The organism is Bifidobacterium sp. UTCIF-1, from assembly GCF_006408915.1.
Taxonomy (GTDB): Bacteria; Actinomycetota; Actinomycetes; order Actinomycetales; family Bifidobacteriaceae; genus Bifidobacterium; species Bifidobacterium reuteri.
Genome location: NZ_JFAG01000026.1, coordinates 1 through 16839 on the forward strand (window position 1 = coordinate 1; position 16839 = coordinate 16839).

The window sequence follows — 16839 nt, forward strand, 5'->3', positions numbered from 1 at the left end:
GGTACGCCTGCTGGCGGCATTGATCATTGCCGTACTTGCTGCAGTCGCTATGCCTCACGTTGCGCTCGCTGACGAGGCAACACAGATTACTGTGCCTGCGGGCACGCAAAAGGTATGGGTCGATATCGAGACCCCTGCCTCACTGACATATCAGGGTACTGCTGATAACAATGGATCCAAGCAGAACCTGAACTTCAAGGCTTCGCCGAGCGGCGCGACGGCCATCGCCGATGCCGCCGAAGGCAAGATCGCATTCGCACTGTCCGCCAGCGAAAAGACGGACGTACTGTTGGCCATCACGTTTGTTGATGGCAATGGCGCCGTGCTCGCCGAGTCCGCCACAGACGTGACACTGGACAAGACGCCGACGAACGTGGAGCCCACTGTTCCGGTGGTTCCCACCAATCCAAGCAAGCCCAAGCCGGTGGCTCATAAGAACACAGGACTGATCGGCAACACCGGTTCCGCCGTCATGCTGGCCGTATTGGCCGCTGCCGCGCTCGCCGCAGCAGGATTCGCGCTGTACCGCGTGAAGATGGTGAAGGGGACGGCACGATGAGCACTGCATCCAAGTTCTCGGGCAAGTCCTCGTGGTTCTCGAAGCTATCCGCCGTCGTGGTATCGTCCGCGATGGCAATGACTATGGGCATCGCTGCAGCGCCTGCCGCCAATGCCTATGAAGCCAAACTCATCACAGTTGGTGAGAAGGTCGAATACTCGACTCAGAAGCGTGTCCCCGCAGTGGAATCCTCGATCGGGGTCGGTTCACTTGCCGCTGACGGTACTGTTGCTTTGCCAGGTACCGCTGGTTATGATTCCGCACTGGTGCGCGTGAGTCTGTTCGCGCCCGCCCAGGACACCACGATCAGCGTGGCTGGATCTCCGGCGCTGTTCGCCGTCGCCGGGCAGGATGCTTCGGCCACGGTGCTGGCTCCGGTAGCCGATGGCAAGGTGCAGATCTCCGCGTCCGCCAATGCCAATGTTCGCGTGGAGGTGCTCGCCACCTTCAAGAATGACGCCAAGACGCCGGGTGCCACCAACAGTGTGGCCCAGCCGGTCGCTCGTGGCGCTGCCGCATTGGGCGCCGAGCAGTCCGTGGGCATCACCGGTCTTGGCGGCGTGCCTGCCACCGATGTGCGTGCGGCATACGTGACCGCAGACGTCACGCTCTCCCAAGCTGGCACTGTGACCCTGGGCGGTCAGACTCTTGACCTGCCGCAGGGACACACGGTGGTTTCCACCATCGTGGTGCCGGATGCTCAGCAGGGCGACATCAAGGTTTCCTCCACTGCTGACGGCAGCATCGCGCTCGCCGTGCGCGGCTGGGTCGCCGGTTCTGCCGAAAATGCCGAGCAGGTAAACGTGGAAGGCAGCTACGTGCCGACTTCCGGTGCTGACTGGTCGACGAGCGCGGCTTCGCAGTCCAAGGCCGGTGCAGTCGATGTGCCTGGTGCTACGGATCGTGCGCTGTCCTTGGCTCTGGTAAGCGCTACCAAGAGCGCTAACACCTCCCGCACGTTTGTGGACGTCGGCGAGAATATCGCCGGCCGCTCCGAAGGTGTGCTGGTGGATGCCGCCAAGGGTGCCGCCCCGCAGCTTGAGATCGTGGAATCCTCCACCGCTCAGGCCAAGGTGAGCGTTCGCGGTGACGCCGTGAACGCTTCGGTGCTTCCGCTGGGCGATGTGCTGGGTACGCCTGCCGCCGCTAAGGGCACTGTGGATGTGGCCATTACCGCGCCGAACGATGGCGCGTCCATCAATCTGGCCGAAACCGGTGGCATCACGCTTAAGGGTACCGTGAAGTCCTCTGCCGCTGTGGATCATGTCGAGGTCTACGGTAACGACACCAAGATCGGAAATGCTTCGGTGCAGTACACCGCCGATGGCCCGGCTTGGTCCATGCAGGTCGCTTCCCCTGAATCGCAGAAGGTGACGTACAAGGCCGTGGTTGTGGCTCGCGATGATGCCAAGGGCGATGCGCGAATCACCACTCAGGTGACGTTGCCGTCCGCCGATGACACGGTGATCAACCCGGATGCCGTGGTGGTCGATCCGAACGATCCGGCCAACCCGGTGACCGGTTTGACGAGCGACACGGTGACCTTCGCCAACGAGCCGAGCTTCGGCATCAACAAGGTGATTGTTTCTGGTGTCGGCAACGCTGCGCCGCAAGGTTTCATCCGTCGTGTTGTGGCCATCGACCACACCGATGCCGGATGGGTCGTCACCACCAAGCCCGCTACTCTGACCGAAGTGTTCGAGCAGGCGAAGATTGATAGTTCACACCCGTTCGATGGAAATACCGTCTTGACGGAGAGTGAGAACACCAATCCGGATATTGTCGTTGCACCAGGCGATAAGCAGGTCTCGCAGCTTGTTCCCGCCGATCAGCTTGATTTGTCTCTGCCTAACCAGCCTGACACTGCATCAGCTCCACAAAGCTATGCCGTTCGTCCTCAGGCGAGGGAAAGCAGCGGCGAAGTCGGGTTCAAGACGTCTCTGCAGTTCTCTATTCCTGGTGAAGCATTCCAGGATCAGACTGATCCTGATGATGATCCGGAACTTGACGAGCTTACGGATCACTCCCAAGAAGAAGATGGAGATCAACAGGCCAAAGAGAAGGCTGAAAAGGAATTCGGCTTTGCCACTGCCGTGGAGCTTGCCGCAAAAATGGGTACCAAGTTTGTGCTGGACGTTGATACTCATTGGAGCTGGCATGGTCCCGATGTAGAACTCAAGGAATTCCGGAGCACCTTCTATGGAGAGCAAAAGCTCTCGTATAGCGCCTCGATGTTCGGCAAGGTCTCGAAGGAATTTAAGAAGGATCTGTTCACGTTGGAGCCGGGTGCTGTCACCATCATGGCTGGGCCCGTTCCGATTGTGTTGAACACCGAAGTCAAATTCACCTTCGAGGCCAGCGTTAGCGGCGAATTGAAGATTGAATACTCGATGGAAACCAAGAAGTCCTTCGAACAGGGCGTCAAATATGCCGATGGCAGGTGGCAGGACGTCAATGAGCAGCAAGATGACACTGTAAAGAAGGAACCTTGCACACCGGATGGTCAGGTCAAGGCATCTGGATCCGTTTCCGCCGAAGCTGGAGTGAAGGCGGATGCGTCAGTGAAACTGTATGACATCGTCGGTCCTGCATTGGAACTTGGAGCGAAAGTCGAAACCTCGCTCGAAGCCAGCGCCAGCACGGCTCGTGAGCTGAAGCTTGAATTCACGGCCGATGCGGTCGGAACCATTGCTGCAAAGATTGTCGTCACCATCCCGGTTATTGACAAGAATCTGGTTGATTGGACGTTGGCTGAGCAGTCAGCGAAGCTCAATATCATCCATTATGAAGGATCCCTCAAAGCGGAATGCCCCGCTGACAGTGGCATCGGTGGCGGTTCTAGTAGTGGCGGTACCACGCAGCCAACCACTAAGCACAAGTTGACTGGTACTGTAACCAATGCCACCACGCAGGAGACAATCGCGAATGCCACCATCACAGTGGTCAGCGATGACTATGATCGCTACACAGCCCAGTCGGATGCCGACGGCAAGTTCTCCGCTGATATTCCTGCTGGTAAGTATCACGTGACCGTTTCCAAGAACGGCTTCGTGAACTGGACCAAGGATGTGGATCTTACATCTGGTGACCAGCATCTTACCGTTGCCTTGAACCCGCCGACCACTTCAACTACCGAATGGCGTGCTGTATTGACCTGGGGAGAGAAGCCACGTGACGAGGATTCTCACCTCATTGGCAATACTCCGACCGGCGCATATCACGTCTACTATGCCAGCAAGGAAGCATACGATGCGGCTGATAAGCGTGTGGCTTGGTTGGATGTGGATGACACGACGAGCTATGGTCCGGAGACTTTGACCTTCGACGTGTCCGACTCCGGTACGTACAGCTACTACGTGCACAACTACTCCGCTGAGGCGCCGCTCAACACCTCGGGTGCTGAGGTTCGTCTCTACCGGGGCGATCAGCTGGTCAGGACGTACAACATCCCCGCCAACTGGGGTGATCAGAACATCTGGCAGGTGTTCTCCATCCAGAACGGTCAGGTCGTGGATTATGTCGAGCAGCCTGCTGCGGCATCGGCCATGTCCCGCGCGGCGGTCGAGCCCAAGAAGCAGTGACACGGTGCGACGCGTCACGCGTCGCTACCGTTATCGCCAGCACTATCGGCGTGAGCTACCGCCGAGCTGATAGCCGGCGCTAACCAACGCCGATAGCGAAGCGGCAAGACCGCGATTGCACCAGAGCGCAGTCCCTCCTAGGATGGACTGCGCTCTTGCATATTCAGGCATACGCGTGTTCAGCCCGTTCGCACGGCGGGCAGTAGTCACACCTGAAACAGCAGATACAGAGAACCAAGTAGAGGAATCAGAGATGAAGAAGACCAGCACCATTCGTGCCATCCGCACGGCGCTGACGGCCGCGACCGCCGCCGTGCTCGCGATCTCGCTCGCCGCATGCTCGCAGACCGGCGGCTCCACCACGTCCGCCACCGGCACCAGCGCATCCGGCGGCCAGACCACGTTCACCTACGCGCGCTCCGCCGCCGTGAGCTCGCTCAACCTGTGGACCGAGATCACCTCCAACAACGCGTTCGCCATCGACAAGATCTTCGAGCCGCTCGTCAGCTTCGACAAGAACGGCAAAATCATCGACTGGCTCGCCAAGTCCCACCAGATCTCCGACGACGGCCTGACCTACACGTTCACCCTGCGCGACGGCCTCAAGTTCTCCAACGGCAAGAACGTCACCGCAGAAGACGCCGTCTTCTCCATCCAGCAGCATCAGGCCGAGAAGGACGCCGCCCTGCCGCTGACCGCCGACATCTCATCCGTCACCGCACCGGACGAGCACACGGTCGAAATCAAGCTCAACAGCCCGTACACCCCGCTGCTCGCCGAACTCGCCAACTTCTCCAACGGCATCGTGCCCAAGGACTTCGGCGGCAAGTCCGAAGCCGACTTCTTCGCCAACCCGGTGGGCACCGGCCCGTTCGTCGTCTCCAAGTGGGACAAGTCCGGCGACCTGACCTTCACCAAGAACGAAAACTACTGGCAGAAGGGCAAGCCGGGCATTAGCAAGCTCGTCTACAAGCTTGTGGAGGACGGCACGCAGGCCGTCAACCAGCTCAAGACCGGCCAGGTGGACGGCATCGAGGACCCGGCGCTCGAGAACCTCGACGAGCTCGAGAACGGCAACGACACCAAGGTCGAGACCGCCGGCAGCTGGGTCACCCATACCTTCTTCTTCAACACCGCCGACGAGCACTTCGCCGACGTGCATGTGCGCCGCGCGCTCGCCTACGCACTCAACCGCGCCGACGTGACCAAGGCCGTCTCGTTCGGCCACGCGGACACCGCCAAGACCGTGCTGCCCAAGGCCATCGAATACAGCACCCAGGACTCCATCAAGCCGGTGGACAACGACCTCGCCAAAGCCAAGGAGGAGATCGCCCAGTCCAAGTACCCGGATGGCTTCGAGGCCAAGATCCTGCTCGCTTCCGGTAACAACGCCTACTCTCAGGCCGCGCAGCTCCTGCAGTCCGCGGCCGCCAAGGTCGGCGTCAAGCTGGACATCGACTCGGTGGACATCGCCACCTTCCGCTCCCGCTTCAAGGCGTTCGACTACCAGATCATGATCAACTCCGCCCAGGCCGACTACCCGGACGCCGACTCGATCATCGACTTCCAGGCGGACCCGGACGGCTTCAGCAAGTCCTACTGGACCAGCTACTCCAACCCCGAGGTCACCGCCGAACTCAAGAAGGCGCAGGTGACCCCGGACGGCGACGAACGCGCCGACCTGTACGAAAAGATCCAGCAGACCCTGGCTGACGAGGTGCCGTACATTCCGCTGTACTCCCCGCAGATCGTCAAGGCGCTGCGCAAGAACGTGAACGGCCTCGAAGTCCTGCCGAACAACTCCGTCCGTTTCCAGGACGTCACGCTCGGCTGATTCCCGGTTCTTACCCGGGTTATAGCCGTACCGGTTCCCGTAGCCGTACAATAACCACCATGATTACTTCACGACATGCCGCCCTCGCCCGATGGCTGGGCGGCATTGTCGTACATATGCTGCTTGTGCTCGCTTTGGTCACGGTCGGCGTCTTTCTTATCGTGCGACTGGTGCCCGGCGACCCGGCGCAGATGGTGTTGGGGCTCAAGGCCCGGCCCGAACAGATCGCCGACATGCATCGCCGCCTCGGCCTCGACCAGCCCCTCTGGCGGCAGTTCACCTCGTTCATCGCCACCCTGCTCACCACCGGCGACACCGGCCAATCCATCGCCTACAACGCATCTTCGCGCGCGCTGGTCTTGAGCCGCGTGCCGGTTTCCCTGTGGCTGATCGGCTGTTCGGCGGTACTTGTCGTGGCGATCTCCCTGCCGCTGGCCATGACCGCGGCGCTGCACAAAGACGGCTGGGTGGACCAGCTCGTGCGTATCGTGCCGACAATCACGCTCGGCATGCCTGAATTCTGGGTCGGACTCGTGTTCGTCCTGCTGTTTGCCGTGACGCTCAGAATCTTCCCGGTGGGCGGTGTCCAGCCCGGCATCGACGGCATGCTGTATTCGATGGCGTTGCCCTCGCTGACCATCGCCCTCGCCCAGACCCCGTTCATTGTGCGGTCATTGCGCACGCGGATCCTTGAAGTGCTGGGGTCTGATTTCGTCGTGACCTTGCGTGCCGCCCATCTGCCCGAACGTGTGATCCGCCGGCATGTGCTGCGCAATGCGCTTCTGCCGGCCCTGCAACTGTACGGCATGAAGATCTCGTTCCTGGTCGGTGGCACATTGGTGGTGGAACAGGTGTTCGGCCTGCCGGGCGTAGGGTCGCTGCTGTTCAACGCCATCACCGCGCGCGACTTCCCGCTCATCCAGGCCATCGCCATCTACTGCGCGCTGGGCGTGGTGCTGGTTTCGGTCATCGTCGAGATCGCCGGCGGACTCATCGACTACCGTGTGCGGGGCGCGGCGGTCGGCGGGCGGAATGGCGCGGCAGCCGGCGAGCGGAATGGCGCGGCAGACGGGGGTGCGATGTGACCATGCGGATGCCAACCTCAGAATCGAGTCATGTACCGTCTATGCAGTCGCCATCCGAACAATCCATGATGCTTTTCGGACAGAATGCTACGCCATCTTCCCCGTCGTCAGAACGGGCCCGACAGCATCGGCAATCTCGACCGGTGGCAGTTGAGCATAACAGTGATTCTCAGGTTCCGCAACGCGGCTCGAAGCAGCCGCAGAACATGCTTTCGCATTACTCGTTGTGGCTGCACCTTCCGGAACATCGCCAGCCCTATACGCTGATAGCGGGCCTGGCGCTTCTTGCTGCAATAGTGCTTGCTGCCATCATCATTCCGGTCGTCTCCCCATACGACCCCATCGCCGAAGACATCCCCTCCATGCTGCAGCCGCCCTCCTTCGCGCATCCGTTCGGCACCGACCAACTCGGACGCGATCTGCTCGTGCGCGTGGCTGCGGCCGGGCGCGTCGATCTGGCGTTGATGGTGGGCGTCGAACTGCTGCCGTTCCTCATCGGCACATGCGCCGGGCTCGTCGCCGGATACTACGGCGGTTGGCCGGACCGCATCATCACGCTGCTGTCCGACGCGCTCATAGCGTTCCCGTTCTATCTGCTGGTGGCCGTGGTGGCGTTCGTCACCGGCACGGGCATCACCGGCATATTCCTCACGTTCCTGATCATGGGCTGGATCATCTTCGCGCGCACGGTCAAAGGCGCCACCGCCTCGCTCGCGGGAGCCGAATGGGTGGACAGCGCGCGCGTGATGGGCTTCTCCGACGCCTCGATCCTGTTCCGCCAGCTCCTGCCGAACGTGCTTTCGCAGGCGGTGATCGTGCTGGTCAGCGACATGGTAGCCCTGCTCGTGGCGATTGTGACGCTCGGCTATCTGGGGCTCGGCGTCAGGCCGCCTACTCCTGACTGGGGCACGATGATCGCCGATGGGCAATCCTTCCTCGCCACACGATGGTGGGTGTCCACGCTGCCGGGTGCCGCGGTGGTGCTGGTCGGCATCGCGCTGGCCTTGATCGGCGACGGGCTCAACGACATGAGGAGGCATGTATGAGCGCTGATGCGGCTACAACCGCAGCTGATTCGTCGGTCGAAGCCAATATCGACTCCGCCGCGCGACCTGATGCGGCTTTGGGCGGCGGTTGCACGACTGCCGGTGTTTCCACCGATGCCGTAGCACCGACTCAGTCACTGGTCAAAGTAAGGGATCTCCGCATCCACGCCTCTTTGACTGGCCGTCCGCTGGTGGATGGCGTCTCGTTTGATGTGGCTCCCGGAGAGGCGGTGGGCATTGTCGGCGAATCAGGCTCCGGTAAAAGCCTGACCCTGCGCGCGATCATGGGACTGCTGCCCGAAGGCGTCACGCTCGCTAATCCGGAGTCGGCAATCACCATTGCACCACTCCCGGCAGCGGCTGCCGGAGTTTCTCGCGGTGCTGGCGACACCACTCTTCCGGCTCCTCCTAGGCAAAGGGAGATGGCTGCACAACAGATTGGAGGAGTCGCCCGTGAGAGCGTTCGCCCAGACGCATCGGCACCTTCCCGCGCTCCCCGCCTTGCGATGATTTTCCAGGACCCGGTGTCTTCTCTCGATCCTCTCACCGGAGTGGTCCGGCAAGTGGCCGAAGTGCTGCGGTACAACCGGCACATTCCCCGCCGTGAAGCCCGAGCGCAGGCCGCTGATCTGCTGGTCTCGCTCGGTTTGCCGGAGTCGTTGCGGGCGGCTGACCGCTATCCGGGCCAGCTGTCCGGCGGACAATGCCAGCGCGTCGGCATCGCCATCGCGCTTGCCACCAATCCGGACATCCTCCTGTGCGACGAGCCGACCACCGCGCTGGACGTCACCGTGCAGCTGCAGATCCTCGACCTGCTCGCCGATCTGCGAGACCGGCTCGGTCTGACCATGCTGTTCGTCACCCACAATCTCGGCGTCGCCGCCCGACTGTGCTCGAGGCTTATCGTGATGCAGCACGGGCACATCGTGGAAGCCGGGCCGACCGAGCAGGTCCTGCGGCATCCGCAGCGTGAGTACACGCGCCGGCTGGTCGGCGCGGTCCTGCCGATTCCGGATGCTGGTGAAGTCGCCACTGATATGAGGACGCAATTGACGGACGGGAATACGAATACTGGAAATACTGGAAATACCGGAAATACTGGGAATACGGAGACGGAAGCATGAGTGCATGTATGGCCGGGCACAATACGGTTGGGCACATGGCCGAGCATACCGCCGAACATACGGACGGGCTGCCATCGCAATCAACCGATGTGATTCTGACGTTGCGCGACATCACCGTGCAATACGGCGACTATACTGCGGTGGATCATGTGTCGCTCAACCTGCCGCGAGGCGGGGCCATCGGCATCGTGGGGGAGTCGGGCGCAGGCAAATCCACGCTCGCACGGGTCGCCGCCGGGCTCATCGCGCCCACGTCCGGGCAGGTACTGCTCAACGGGCGTGTGCTGGCACCGGTTCGCCGCACCCGCGAGCAGCGTCGCCGTGTCCAAATGGTATTCCAGAATCCGGATTCCTCATTGAACCCAAGCCATTCGATTCGCCGTATCCTCGCCGAAGGCATGTTGCTGCATAAGACGCTCGGCCCGCATCCCGGCCCCGAGGCCGTTGACGCGCGTTGCCGCGAATTGCTGCGCATGGTCGGTTTGGGTGGCGACTCCGACGCCATTGATGACACCGACAACATGACGGTGCAAGGCGGTGTCGATGCTAGCGCTGCTTCGGCCGGTTCCCACGGTGCTTCGGCTGGTGCTAGCGCTGCTACGGCCGGCATAAGCCTGAATGCGAATACGGTTTTGGGGACCACCGGCAATGGCGCCAATGCGGCTGTGCCCGCAGCGGCCGACGTCAGCGAGCTGAACGACATGCTGTCCCGCCGCCCGCAGGCGTTTTCCGGCGGCCAGCGCCAGCGCATCGCCATCGCCCGTGCGCTCGCCGTGAATCCGGACGTGCTGATCGCCGACGAGCCCACCAGCGCGTTGGATGTCTCGGTGCAGCACGAGGTTTTGGAGCTTCTGGCTGATTTGCGCCGCACCCGAGGTCTCAGCCTCATGCTCATCACCCACGATCTGGGCGTGGCCAACGCGTTGTGCGACAGCATCATGGTCATGCGTGCCGGCCAAGTGCTTGTGCACAAGCCGACCGCAGCATTCTTCGCCGATCCTGGCCCTCGATATGCCCGCGACCTCCTAGCCGCATCCCGCAGTGTCGCCATTGCTGCGCCTATACGGGGACAGGTTTGAGCCTTAATCAGGCAAATCAGCCCCTCGTAAGCGAGAAAGGCAAGTGCGTTCAAGTTCACAAGTTGTGTACGACCCCTGTGAGATATGTCGCTGCATGGCACTCTAGCGTTTGCTGGACTTTTCCATTATGTTGGGAACGATTACGCACAATTGGGCTGCTGAGGAATGACCCGATAGCGAGGGGAAAGCAGGAGAAGCATGTTCGATAAACGACTCTTCCAACTGGCGCCGGGCCTCAAAGGTCTGGTGGCCGGCAAAGTGGCATTGATGTGGGTGGGTCTGCTGGCCAACATCGGCTTCATGCTCTCTCTGGTCATGCTGCTGCAGGGCCTGCTCGTTCTCGCCGACCCGCACCTCTTCGCGTGCGATGCCGCATCGTCGGCCGATTGCCCGGTCAACTTGTTTGATGTTCCGGGCCTCGAAGCCACACCGATGACCGGTGACCTGCTGGCTTACGTACTGCTGATGATCGTGTGCGCAGCCATACGTTACGCCACGACCACCGGCTCGGCCCGCCTCGGCACCGAGGCCGCCGAACGGGTCAAGCTCGCGCTGCGCTCCAAACTGTACCGCAAGATGCTGCGCCTCGGCCCCTCCTACGCATCCCGCGTCAAGACCTCCGACGTAGTACAATCCGCCGGCGAAGGCGTCGAACAGATTCAAAGCTTCTTCGAGCTGTTCCTACCGCAGCTCTTCTACGCGATTCTCGCGCCAATCACGCTGTTCGCGGTCATCGCGCCGATAGACATGCCCTCCGCCCTGACCATGCTGCTGTGCGCGCCGCTCATCATCATCGTCACCGGCATGGTCTCGATGACCGCCGCCCGCGCCTTCAAGAAGTACTGGGGCCGCTACACCGACATGGGCGCCGCCTTCCTCGACAACCTTCAGGGCCTCGAGACCCTCAAGAACTTCGACGCCGACGACCGTGCCGCCGTCGACATGGACCGGAAAGCCGAAGGCTTCCGCGTGATGACCATGCGCGTGCTGCAGATTCAACTGCGTTCGCTCACGGCCATGGATGTGGTGGCCTACGGCGGCGCTGCAGCCGGTATCGGCGTGGCCCTGTGGCGCTATGCGCACACTGACGGCACCTACATGCCCGGCACGGTCTGGCAGCCCATCGACATGGCCGCGCACTTGCCCGGCCCGCTCGCCTATGTGGCCTACGGCCTGCAGTATCTGATGCCGTTCGGTTCCGGATTCCCGCTCACGCTGGCCGGATTGCTGTTCATCGTCCTCCTGTCCGCCGAATTCTTCATCCCAATGCGTCAGCTCGGCTCGTTCTTCCATGTGGCCATGAACGGCATGACCTCCACCAAGCGCATCTTCGCACTGCTCGACGCGCCCGAACCCGCGCACGGCAGTGCGAACCTGCCCGCGTCCACCCGAGGCGAGGCGGGCCCGTCGCTCGAAGTCGAGTTCTCGGATGTCTCGTTCTCCTATGAGGATGCCGGCAAGGACGCTTCCGCTGGCTCAACCGAGGACAAGGCCAAATCCAAGGACAAGAACACCGCCGGTCAGACGGGCGACAGTGATGCTAGGAACAAGGCTCCGGCAAAGGACACCGCCACGCAGGCCCTCGCCGACGTGTCCTTCACCGCACGGCCCGGCGAGCTGACCGCCATCGTCGGCGTCTCCGGCTCAGGCAAATCGACGGCTGCGGCCCTCATCGCCGGCACCTTGGAAGGCTATCAGGGCTCGCTCACCATCGGCGGAGTCGAATCACGCGAGCTGTCCGGCGAGACTCTGGCCCGCAATGTGACCTTGATCGGCGCCAGCAGTCATCTGTTCGCCGGCACGCTGCGCGAGAACCTGACCATGGCGTTGCCGCAGGGCTATGCCGCGGCCGATTCCGTAAACGCTGACGGTTCCGTTGACTCCGGCGATGTTGGGGATGCCGCTGATTCCTCTGACGCTGTGGAGCGACGACTCTGGGCCGCGCTCGAACAGGCTCGCATCGCCGACTTCGTGCGCAGCCAGCCGGCCGGTCTGGACATGACGATCGAACCGGACGCCGCCAACCTGTCCGGCGGACAGCGCCAGCGCATCGCCATCGCCCGTGCGCTGCTGCATGACTCCCCGATATTCGTGTTCGACGAGGCCACCAGCAGTGTGGATGTGGAATCCGAGGAACTGATTCTCGCCACGATTCGCGAGCTGGCGCATGTCGGCGGCAAGACGGTCATCATGATCACGCACCGCATGGCCAATGCCGGACATGCCGATCAGGTGGTGGTGTTCGACCATGCGCACGTCGTGGAGACTGGCACGCATGCGTCGCTCTTGGCGGCCCACGGCAGATATGCCGAGCTGTATGCCACGCAGGCCGCCATCGAGAACATCGCTTCGGATGCCGGACAGGATACGCAGCAGACGGTTGGTGTTGCTGCAGCCGATGCGGATGCCGCGGATGCCGCTGACCGCACCAACGCCGCCACCGATGCCCACGCCGGTGCCGCCGTAGTCCCTGCCGATGCCACATTACACTCCGATACCGCAGCAGACAGCGACCCGGATGCAGTGCCCAGCACTACGGCTACCGGCTCCAACGCAACCGTAGTCCCCGCCCGGCTCACCACCTTCCAGACCGTCACGCGACTGCTCAAGGTGGCGGCCCCGCTCACCAAGCTCATGGTCGCGGCCACTGTTTCCGGTTCCATCGGCCATCTCGCCGCCACCTTCCTGCCGGTTTTCGGCATTGTCGCGGGCTTCGCGCTCGCCGGCAACCCGGTATGGGGTATCGGCGTCGTGCCAGCCGTCGTCGGCATGATCATTTGCGCCCTGCTGCGCGGCATCACCCGGTATGTGGAGCAGTACCTCAACCACAACGTGGCCTTCCACCTGCTCGCGCTCTTCCGCTCCAAGGCCTTCGCGGCCCTGCGACGTCTCGCGCCCGCCAAGCTCGCCGGCAAGGGCAAGGGCGACCTGATCGCGATGCTCACCACCGACGTGGAGCTGCTCGAAATCTTCTTCGCGCACACCATCAGCCCGGTGGCCATCGCCATCACCACCACCATCGTGTATGCGATCATCGCCGCCACGCTCAACCCGTGGATGGCGCTCGCGCTGGTTGCCTCGCATCTCGTGGTCGGCGTGCTCATCCCGAAGTTCTTCGCCACCGGCGTGCGCAACCTCGGTCCGGCGATCCGAGGCGCCGCGGGTCAGCTCGACAACGTGATGCTCGACGACATGCGCGGTCTGGACGAGATCATCCGCTTCGGCCGTGGCGAGGACCGAGCCCGCGCCATCGAGGACCGCACCCGTGCCCTGTGGCGCGACCACGCCAGACTCAGCCGTGTCAACGGGCGGTTCGCCGGCATCGGCGGCCTCATCGTCATCGCCCTCAACATGCTGGTGTTGGCCGTGGTGCTTTCGCTCGCCGCCGGTGATGCGCATCGCATTCCGGCGCTGGTCGCCGCGTTCGTGCTGTTCACCAGCTCGTTCGGCCCCACCCTGGCCCTGAGTGCCCTGCCGGCCAACCTCACCCAGACGTTCGCCGCCGCCCGCAGGTTGTTTGGCATCATGGACGAAGCCCCGGCCGTCATCGAAAACGGAACCAGCAAGCCCGACTATCAGGGTATGACGCTTGACCACGTCACCTTCGCCTATCCGACGGCTACGCTGGATGCCACCGCGTCTGCCGGGTCCACTGGGTCCGCCGCGTCTGCCGGGTCCGCCGGGTCGGAGGCGAAGAGTGAGGCCGGGAATGACGGCAATAGTCCCTCCCGCGCCATCCTCGACGACTTCACGCTCGACATCCCGCGCCACGGCATCCTCGGCGTCCAAGGTCCGTCCGGCCGTGGCAAGTCCACGATGCTCAAACTGCTGATGCGCTATTGGGATCCGCAGTCCGGCCGCGTGCTGCTCTCCGATACGCCGCTGCCCGAGGTGGATGCTCATCATCGTCGCCTCGTGCAGGCCATGATGAGCCAGGATACGCACCTGTTCGACGGCACCATACGCGACAATCTGTTGATCGCGCTGCCCGAATCGGTGATCGAGGCCGCCGGATACGCGGCGGATGACACTGTGAATACGACTGTGAAGACGACTGTGGAATCGGCTGCGGATTCGGTGGTACAGCCGACTCCGGAAGCGCAGTCCGCTTCCGCCACTTCAGCTGTCCCCTCCACTTCAGCTGTCCAGTCCGCACCGGCAGTTTCGGCCACGAATGTCACCCCGTTGGATGCCCGCCTGCGCGAAGCGCTGGCGAAGGCATCGGTATTGGACCTCGTTGACTCGCTGCCCAATGGGCTCGATACCCAGGTTGGCGAGCTGGGCGACCGCCTCTCCGAAGGCGAACGTCAGCGCATCGGACTGGCGCGCGTCTTCCTGCGCAATGCCGACATCGTGCTGTTCGACGAGCCCACCAGCCGGCTTGATGCGTTGAACGAGGCCATCATCCTGCGGTCGATTCGCGGTCTGGCTCAGGATGCAGACGCCGCTCAATCCCAGCCGGAAGCGGCTTCTGCGTCCGTGCCCGGTCCGCAGGGAGCGGCGTCTGGCCACGCATCTCGCGAAACTCAAGGTGCTGAATCGCAATCTGCCGAATCTCAAGGCGTGGTATCTCAAGCTACTGCATCCCAGAGCGCGGAATCCCATGCTGCCGCAGTGATTCTGGTTTCCCACCGGGAATCCGCCATGCGTGTCGCCGACCGCACGCTGCATCTTGATTGAGGCTTTATTGGTGCGGATACAACATTTCATGAGCGAGTTTTAGGCGAAGCTTCACATTTTATGAGCGAGTTTTCCGCAATTCACAACATCCATAATGATCGCCCGAAGTGCGGCAATCCACATTATCGAAGGTTTTCCAGCCGGAGCATCGAAGCATTCCGCATCGCAGTAATGATGAACGGTATTACATGCCGCATTGACTAGTGGAAGAGAACCATAAGAATCCGCCGGAGATCATTCAGGCCGATGCAGGGAACGTAGGTATTCTCGCAGGAACGGAATGGCGAAATCGACGAAGCCTCGTGCCGGAGATGTGATGATGTGGTCTTCGATCAGACGCTGACGGTAGATGTTGGCATAGTCCATGCTTTCGCCCATGCGCGCGGCGATATCCGCGGTCGATGACGGTCCGTCATCCTGTGCCATGGCCGTCACATAGTCGACCGCCCGCTCGGACAGCTGCTTGACCACGGGAGCACACACTCCTTCGCCAAGTTTTGCCTTCGATTGTTCCACACCGGCCTTCACGTCGTCCAATGAGATCGTACGACCCAATCCATCGGCACGCCGGCGGGCGGTTCGCCACATGTTGTATCCGACCAGCTGGATCATGTACGGGTAGCCGCCCGTGCTTTGCGCTGCGAAATCCAAGGCTTCGTCCGTAATCGACAGTCCTGCGCCCCGAATCGTGGATGCGAATGCGTCCCGCACTTCATCCAGCGGCACATCACCGAGTTCCTTGATCGAGGCGCGACGCAGGAACGTCAGCACCTTGGCGTTGAGCAAATCGGACACGAGAGAAGGCAAGCCCGCGAAGACGAACGCGACTTCCGCATTGTCGCGCAGCATGTGCTGAGCAGCCGTGGCAATGGCGGTCATGTCCTCCATGCTCGCATCCTGTGTCTCATCGATGGTAATCAGAAGACCTTTGCCTTTGCCCAGCGCACGAAGCCGCGCTGACATGGAGTCGCGCAGCGTGGAGGGGCGCAATGCCGGCGCTATGTTCACCTCGCCCAAGCTGGCGCCCATCAGCGACGGTTTGATGTTCACTCCGGCGATGCGGCTCGATTCCGGGGCGATACGAGCGATGAGGCGTTCCGCCAAACCAGCAGATGCCGTTTCATCAATCACCGTCCAGTGACGTCGAGCGGCGATCAGCCCCAGTTCCGTCAGCATCACGGTTTTCCCGCTACCTCGCGGCCCTGTGATCAGCATCAGGCGATCGGGCGCACCGGGACCATCATCCAACCCTTCAGAGAAATCCAATCCGATGGATTCGCGACCGATGAGCACCGGCGGCATCACGCCTGCCGTTGGTTTGAATGGATTCGCAGGGAACGTCATGGCGAGTCTCCTTCGCAACGCCGGTTGTCCTAGTGTACCTTCAATATACCTGTCTATAGAACAAATAGAAAATCCATAGAACAAACCCGCCCTACGAATCACAAGGGCTTACTGTCGTTGCAATTCCAACAATAGTAAGCCCTATATAGGATAGGAAATAGAACAAATAGAACAAATAGAACAAGAAGCAACACCGCGATTGAACAATTCCACCGAGCAACACGGCCTACGACCATTGGTCGAAGCACTGCAGCCGGCTCAGAAAAATGGCACGTTCTCATTGGCATGAGTGACGGTTGCGTCTGTCAGCGACCGGAGGTGATCCCCCAGATGTGGCACGGTGCCTATTCTCGGGCATATCTTGCAGTTGTGTGTACCGCCAGGCGCGCGCACATCGGCAAGGCTGACGGGCAGGAACTCCACGATCGTTGCAATTCCGCCATTATGCAACACCGCTGACACGACGCGAGCCGCCCGTTTTCACCCGATCTCCAGCCGCCGGTACAC

Annotated in this window: 8 protein-coding genes and 3 pseudogenes; 10 read left to right on the forward strand and 1 reads right to left on the reverse strand. The window is 61.8% G+C overall.

The features are described from left to right. From BW09_RS09850 to BW09_RS11345, 10 genes and pseudogenes are all read left to right on the forward strand, one after another. Window positions 1-559: hypothetical protein (locus BW09_RS09850; protein ID WP_181162100.1), on the forward strand; the 559-nt coding region annotated here is incomplete at its 5' end. Continuing rightward, entirely contained in the window at window positions 556-4140 is a 3585-nt protein-coding gene (locus tag BW09_RS09855; protein WP_140462568.1) for a carboxypeptidase regulatory-like domain-containing protein, read from the forward strand. The genes BW09_RS09850 and BW09_RS09855, both read left to right, overlap by 4 nt. A 253-nt stretch (window positions 4141-4393) precedes the next feature. Next, a complete protein-coding gene (locus tag BW09_RS09860) occupies window positions 4394-5974 on the forward strand; it encodes an ABC transporter substrate-binding protein (protein ID WP_140462569.1) in 1581 nt (526 codons plus the stop codon). 59 nt (window positions 5975-6033) lie between these two features. Next, entirely contained in the window at window positions 6034-7059 is a 1026-nt protein-coding gene (locus BW09_RS09865; RefSeq protein WP_219846527.1) for an ABC transporter permease, read from the forward strand. A gap of 143 nt (window positions 7060-7202) precedes the next feature. Further along, entirely contained in the window at window positions 7203-8105 is a 903-nt protein-coding gene (locus BW09_RS09870; protein WP_181161743.1) for an ABC transporter permease, read from the forward strand. Then, on the forward strand, window positions 8102-9229 hold the full coding sequence (locus BW09_RS09875) for an ABC transporter ATP-binding protein (RefSeq protein ID WP_181161742.1): 1128 nt from the start codon (window positions 8102-8104) through the stop codon (window positions 9227-9229). Before BW09_RS09870 ends, BW09_RS09875 begins: the two co-directional genes overlap by 4 nt. A gap of 35 nt (window positions 9230-9264) precedes the next feature. Beyond that, window positions 9265-10308 (forward strand): ABC transporter ATP-binding protein, encoded by a 1044-nt coding sequence (locus BW09_RS09880; protein WP_181161741.1) that lies wholly within the window; start codon window positions 9265-9267, stop codon window positions 10306-10308. Between the two features lie 198 nt (window positions 10309-10506). Further along, a pseudogene (locus BW09_RS11335) lies at window positions 10507-12655 on the forward strand (ABC transporter ATP-binding protein/permease); the annotation flags it as partial. Between the two features lie 230 nt (window positions 12656-12885). Beyond that, a pseudogene (locus BW09_RS11340) lies at window positions 12886-13920 on the forward strand (ABC transporter transmembrane domain-containing protein); the annotation flags it as partial. Between the two features lie 108 nt (window positions 13921-14028). Then, window positions 14029-14988: pseudogene (locus tag BW09_RS11345) on the forward strand (ATP-binding cassette domain-containing protein); the annotation flags it as partial. A gap of 234 nt (window positions 14989-15222) precedes the next feature. Here BW09_RS11345 and BW09_RS09890 read toward each other — a convergent pair. After that, the gene (locus BW09_RS09890; RefSeq protein ID WP_140462573.1) at window positions 15223-16332 is read right to left on the reverse strand and encodes an ATP-binding protein; all 1110 of its coding nucleotides are present in this window, start codon (window positions 16330-16332) and stop codon (window positions 15223-15225) included. Between the last annotated feature and the right edge of the window lie 507 nt (window positions 16333-16839).

Coding starts and splice junctions, on each gene's coding strand:
- BW09_RS09855 (WP_140462568.1), top strand. CDS start 556: ATGAGCACTGCATCCAAGTTCTCGGGCAAGTCCTCGTGGTTCTCGAAG.
- BW09_RS09860 (WP_140462569.1), top strand. CDS start 4,394: ATGAAGAAGACCAGCACCATTCGTGCCATCCGCACGGCGCTGACGGCC.
- BW09_RS09890 (WP_140462573.1), bottom strand. CDS start 16,332: ATGACGTTCCCTGCGAATCCATTCAAACCAACGGCAGGCGTGATGCCG.
- BW09_RS09865 (WP_219846527.1), top strand. CDS start 6,034: ATGATTACTTCACGACATGCCGCCCTCGCCCGATGGCTGGGCGGCATT.
- BW09_RS09880 (WP_181161741.1), top strand. CDS start 9,265: ATGGCCGAGCATACCGCCGAACATACGGACGGGCTGCCATCGCAATCA.
- BW09_RS09875 (WP_181161742.1), top strand. CDS start 8,102: ATGAGCGCTGATGCGGCTACAACCGCAGCTGATTCGTCGGTCGAAGCC.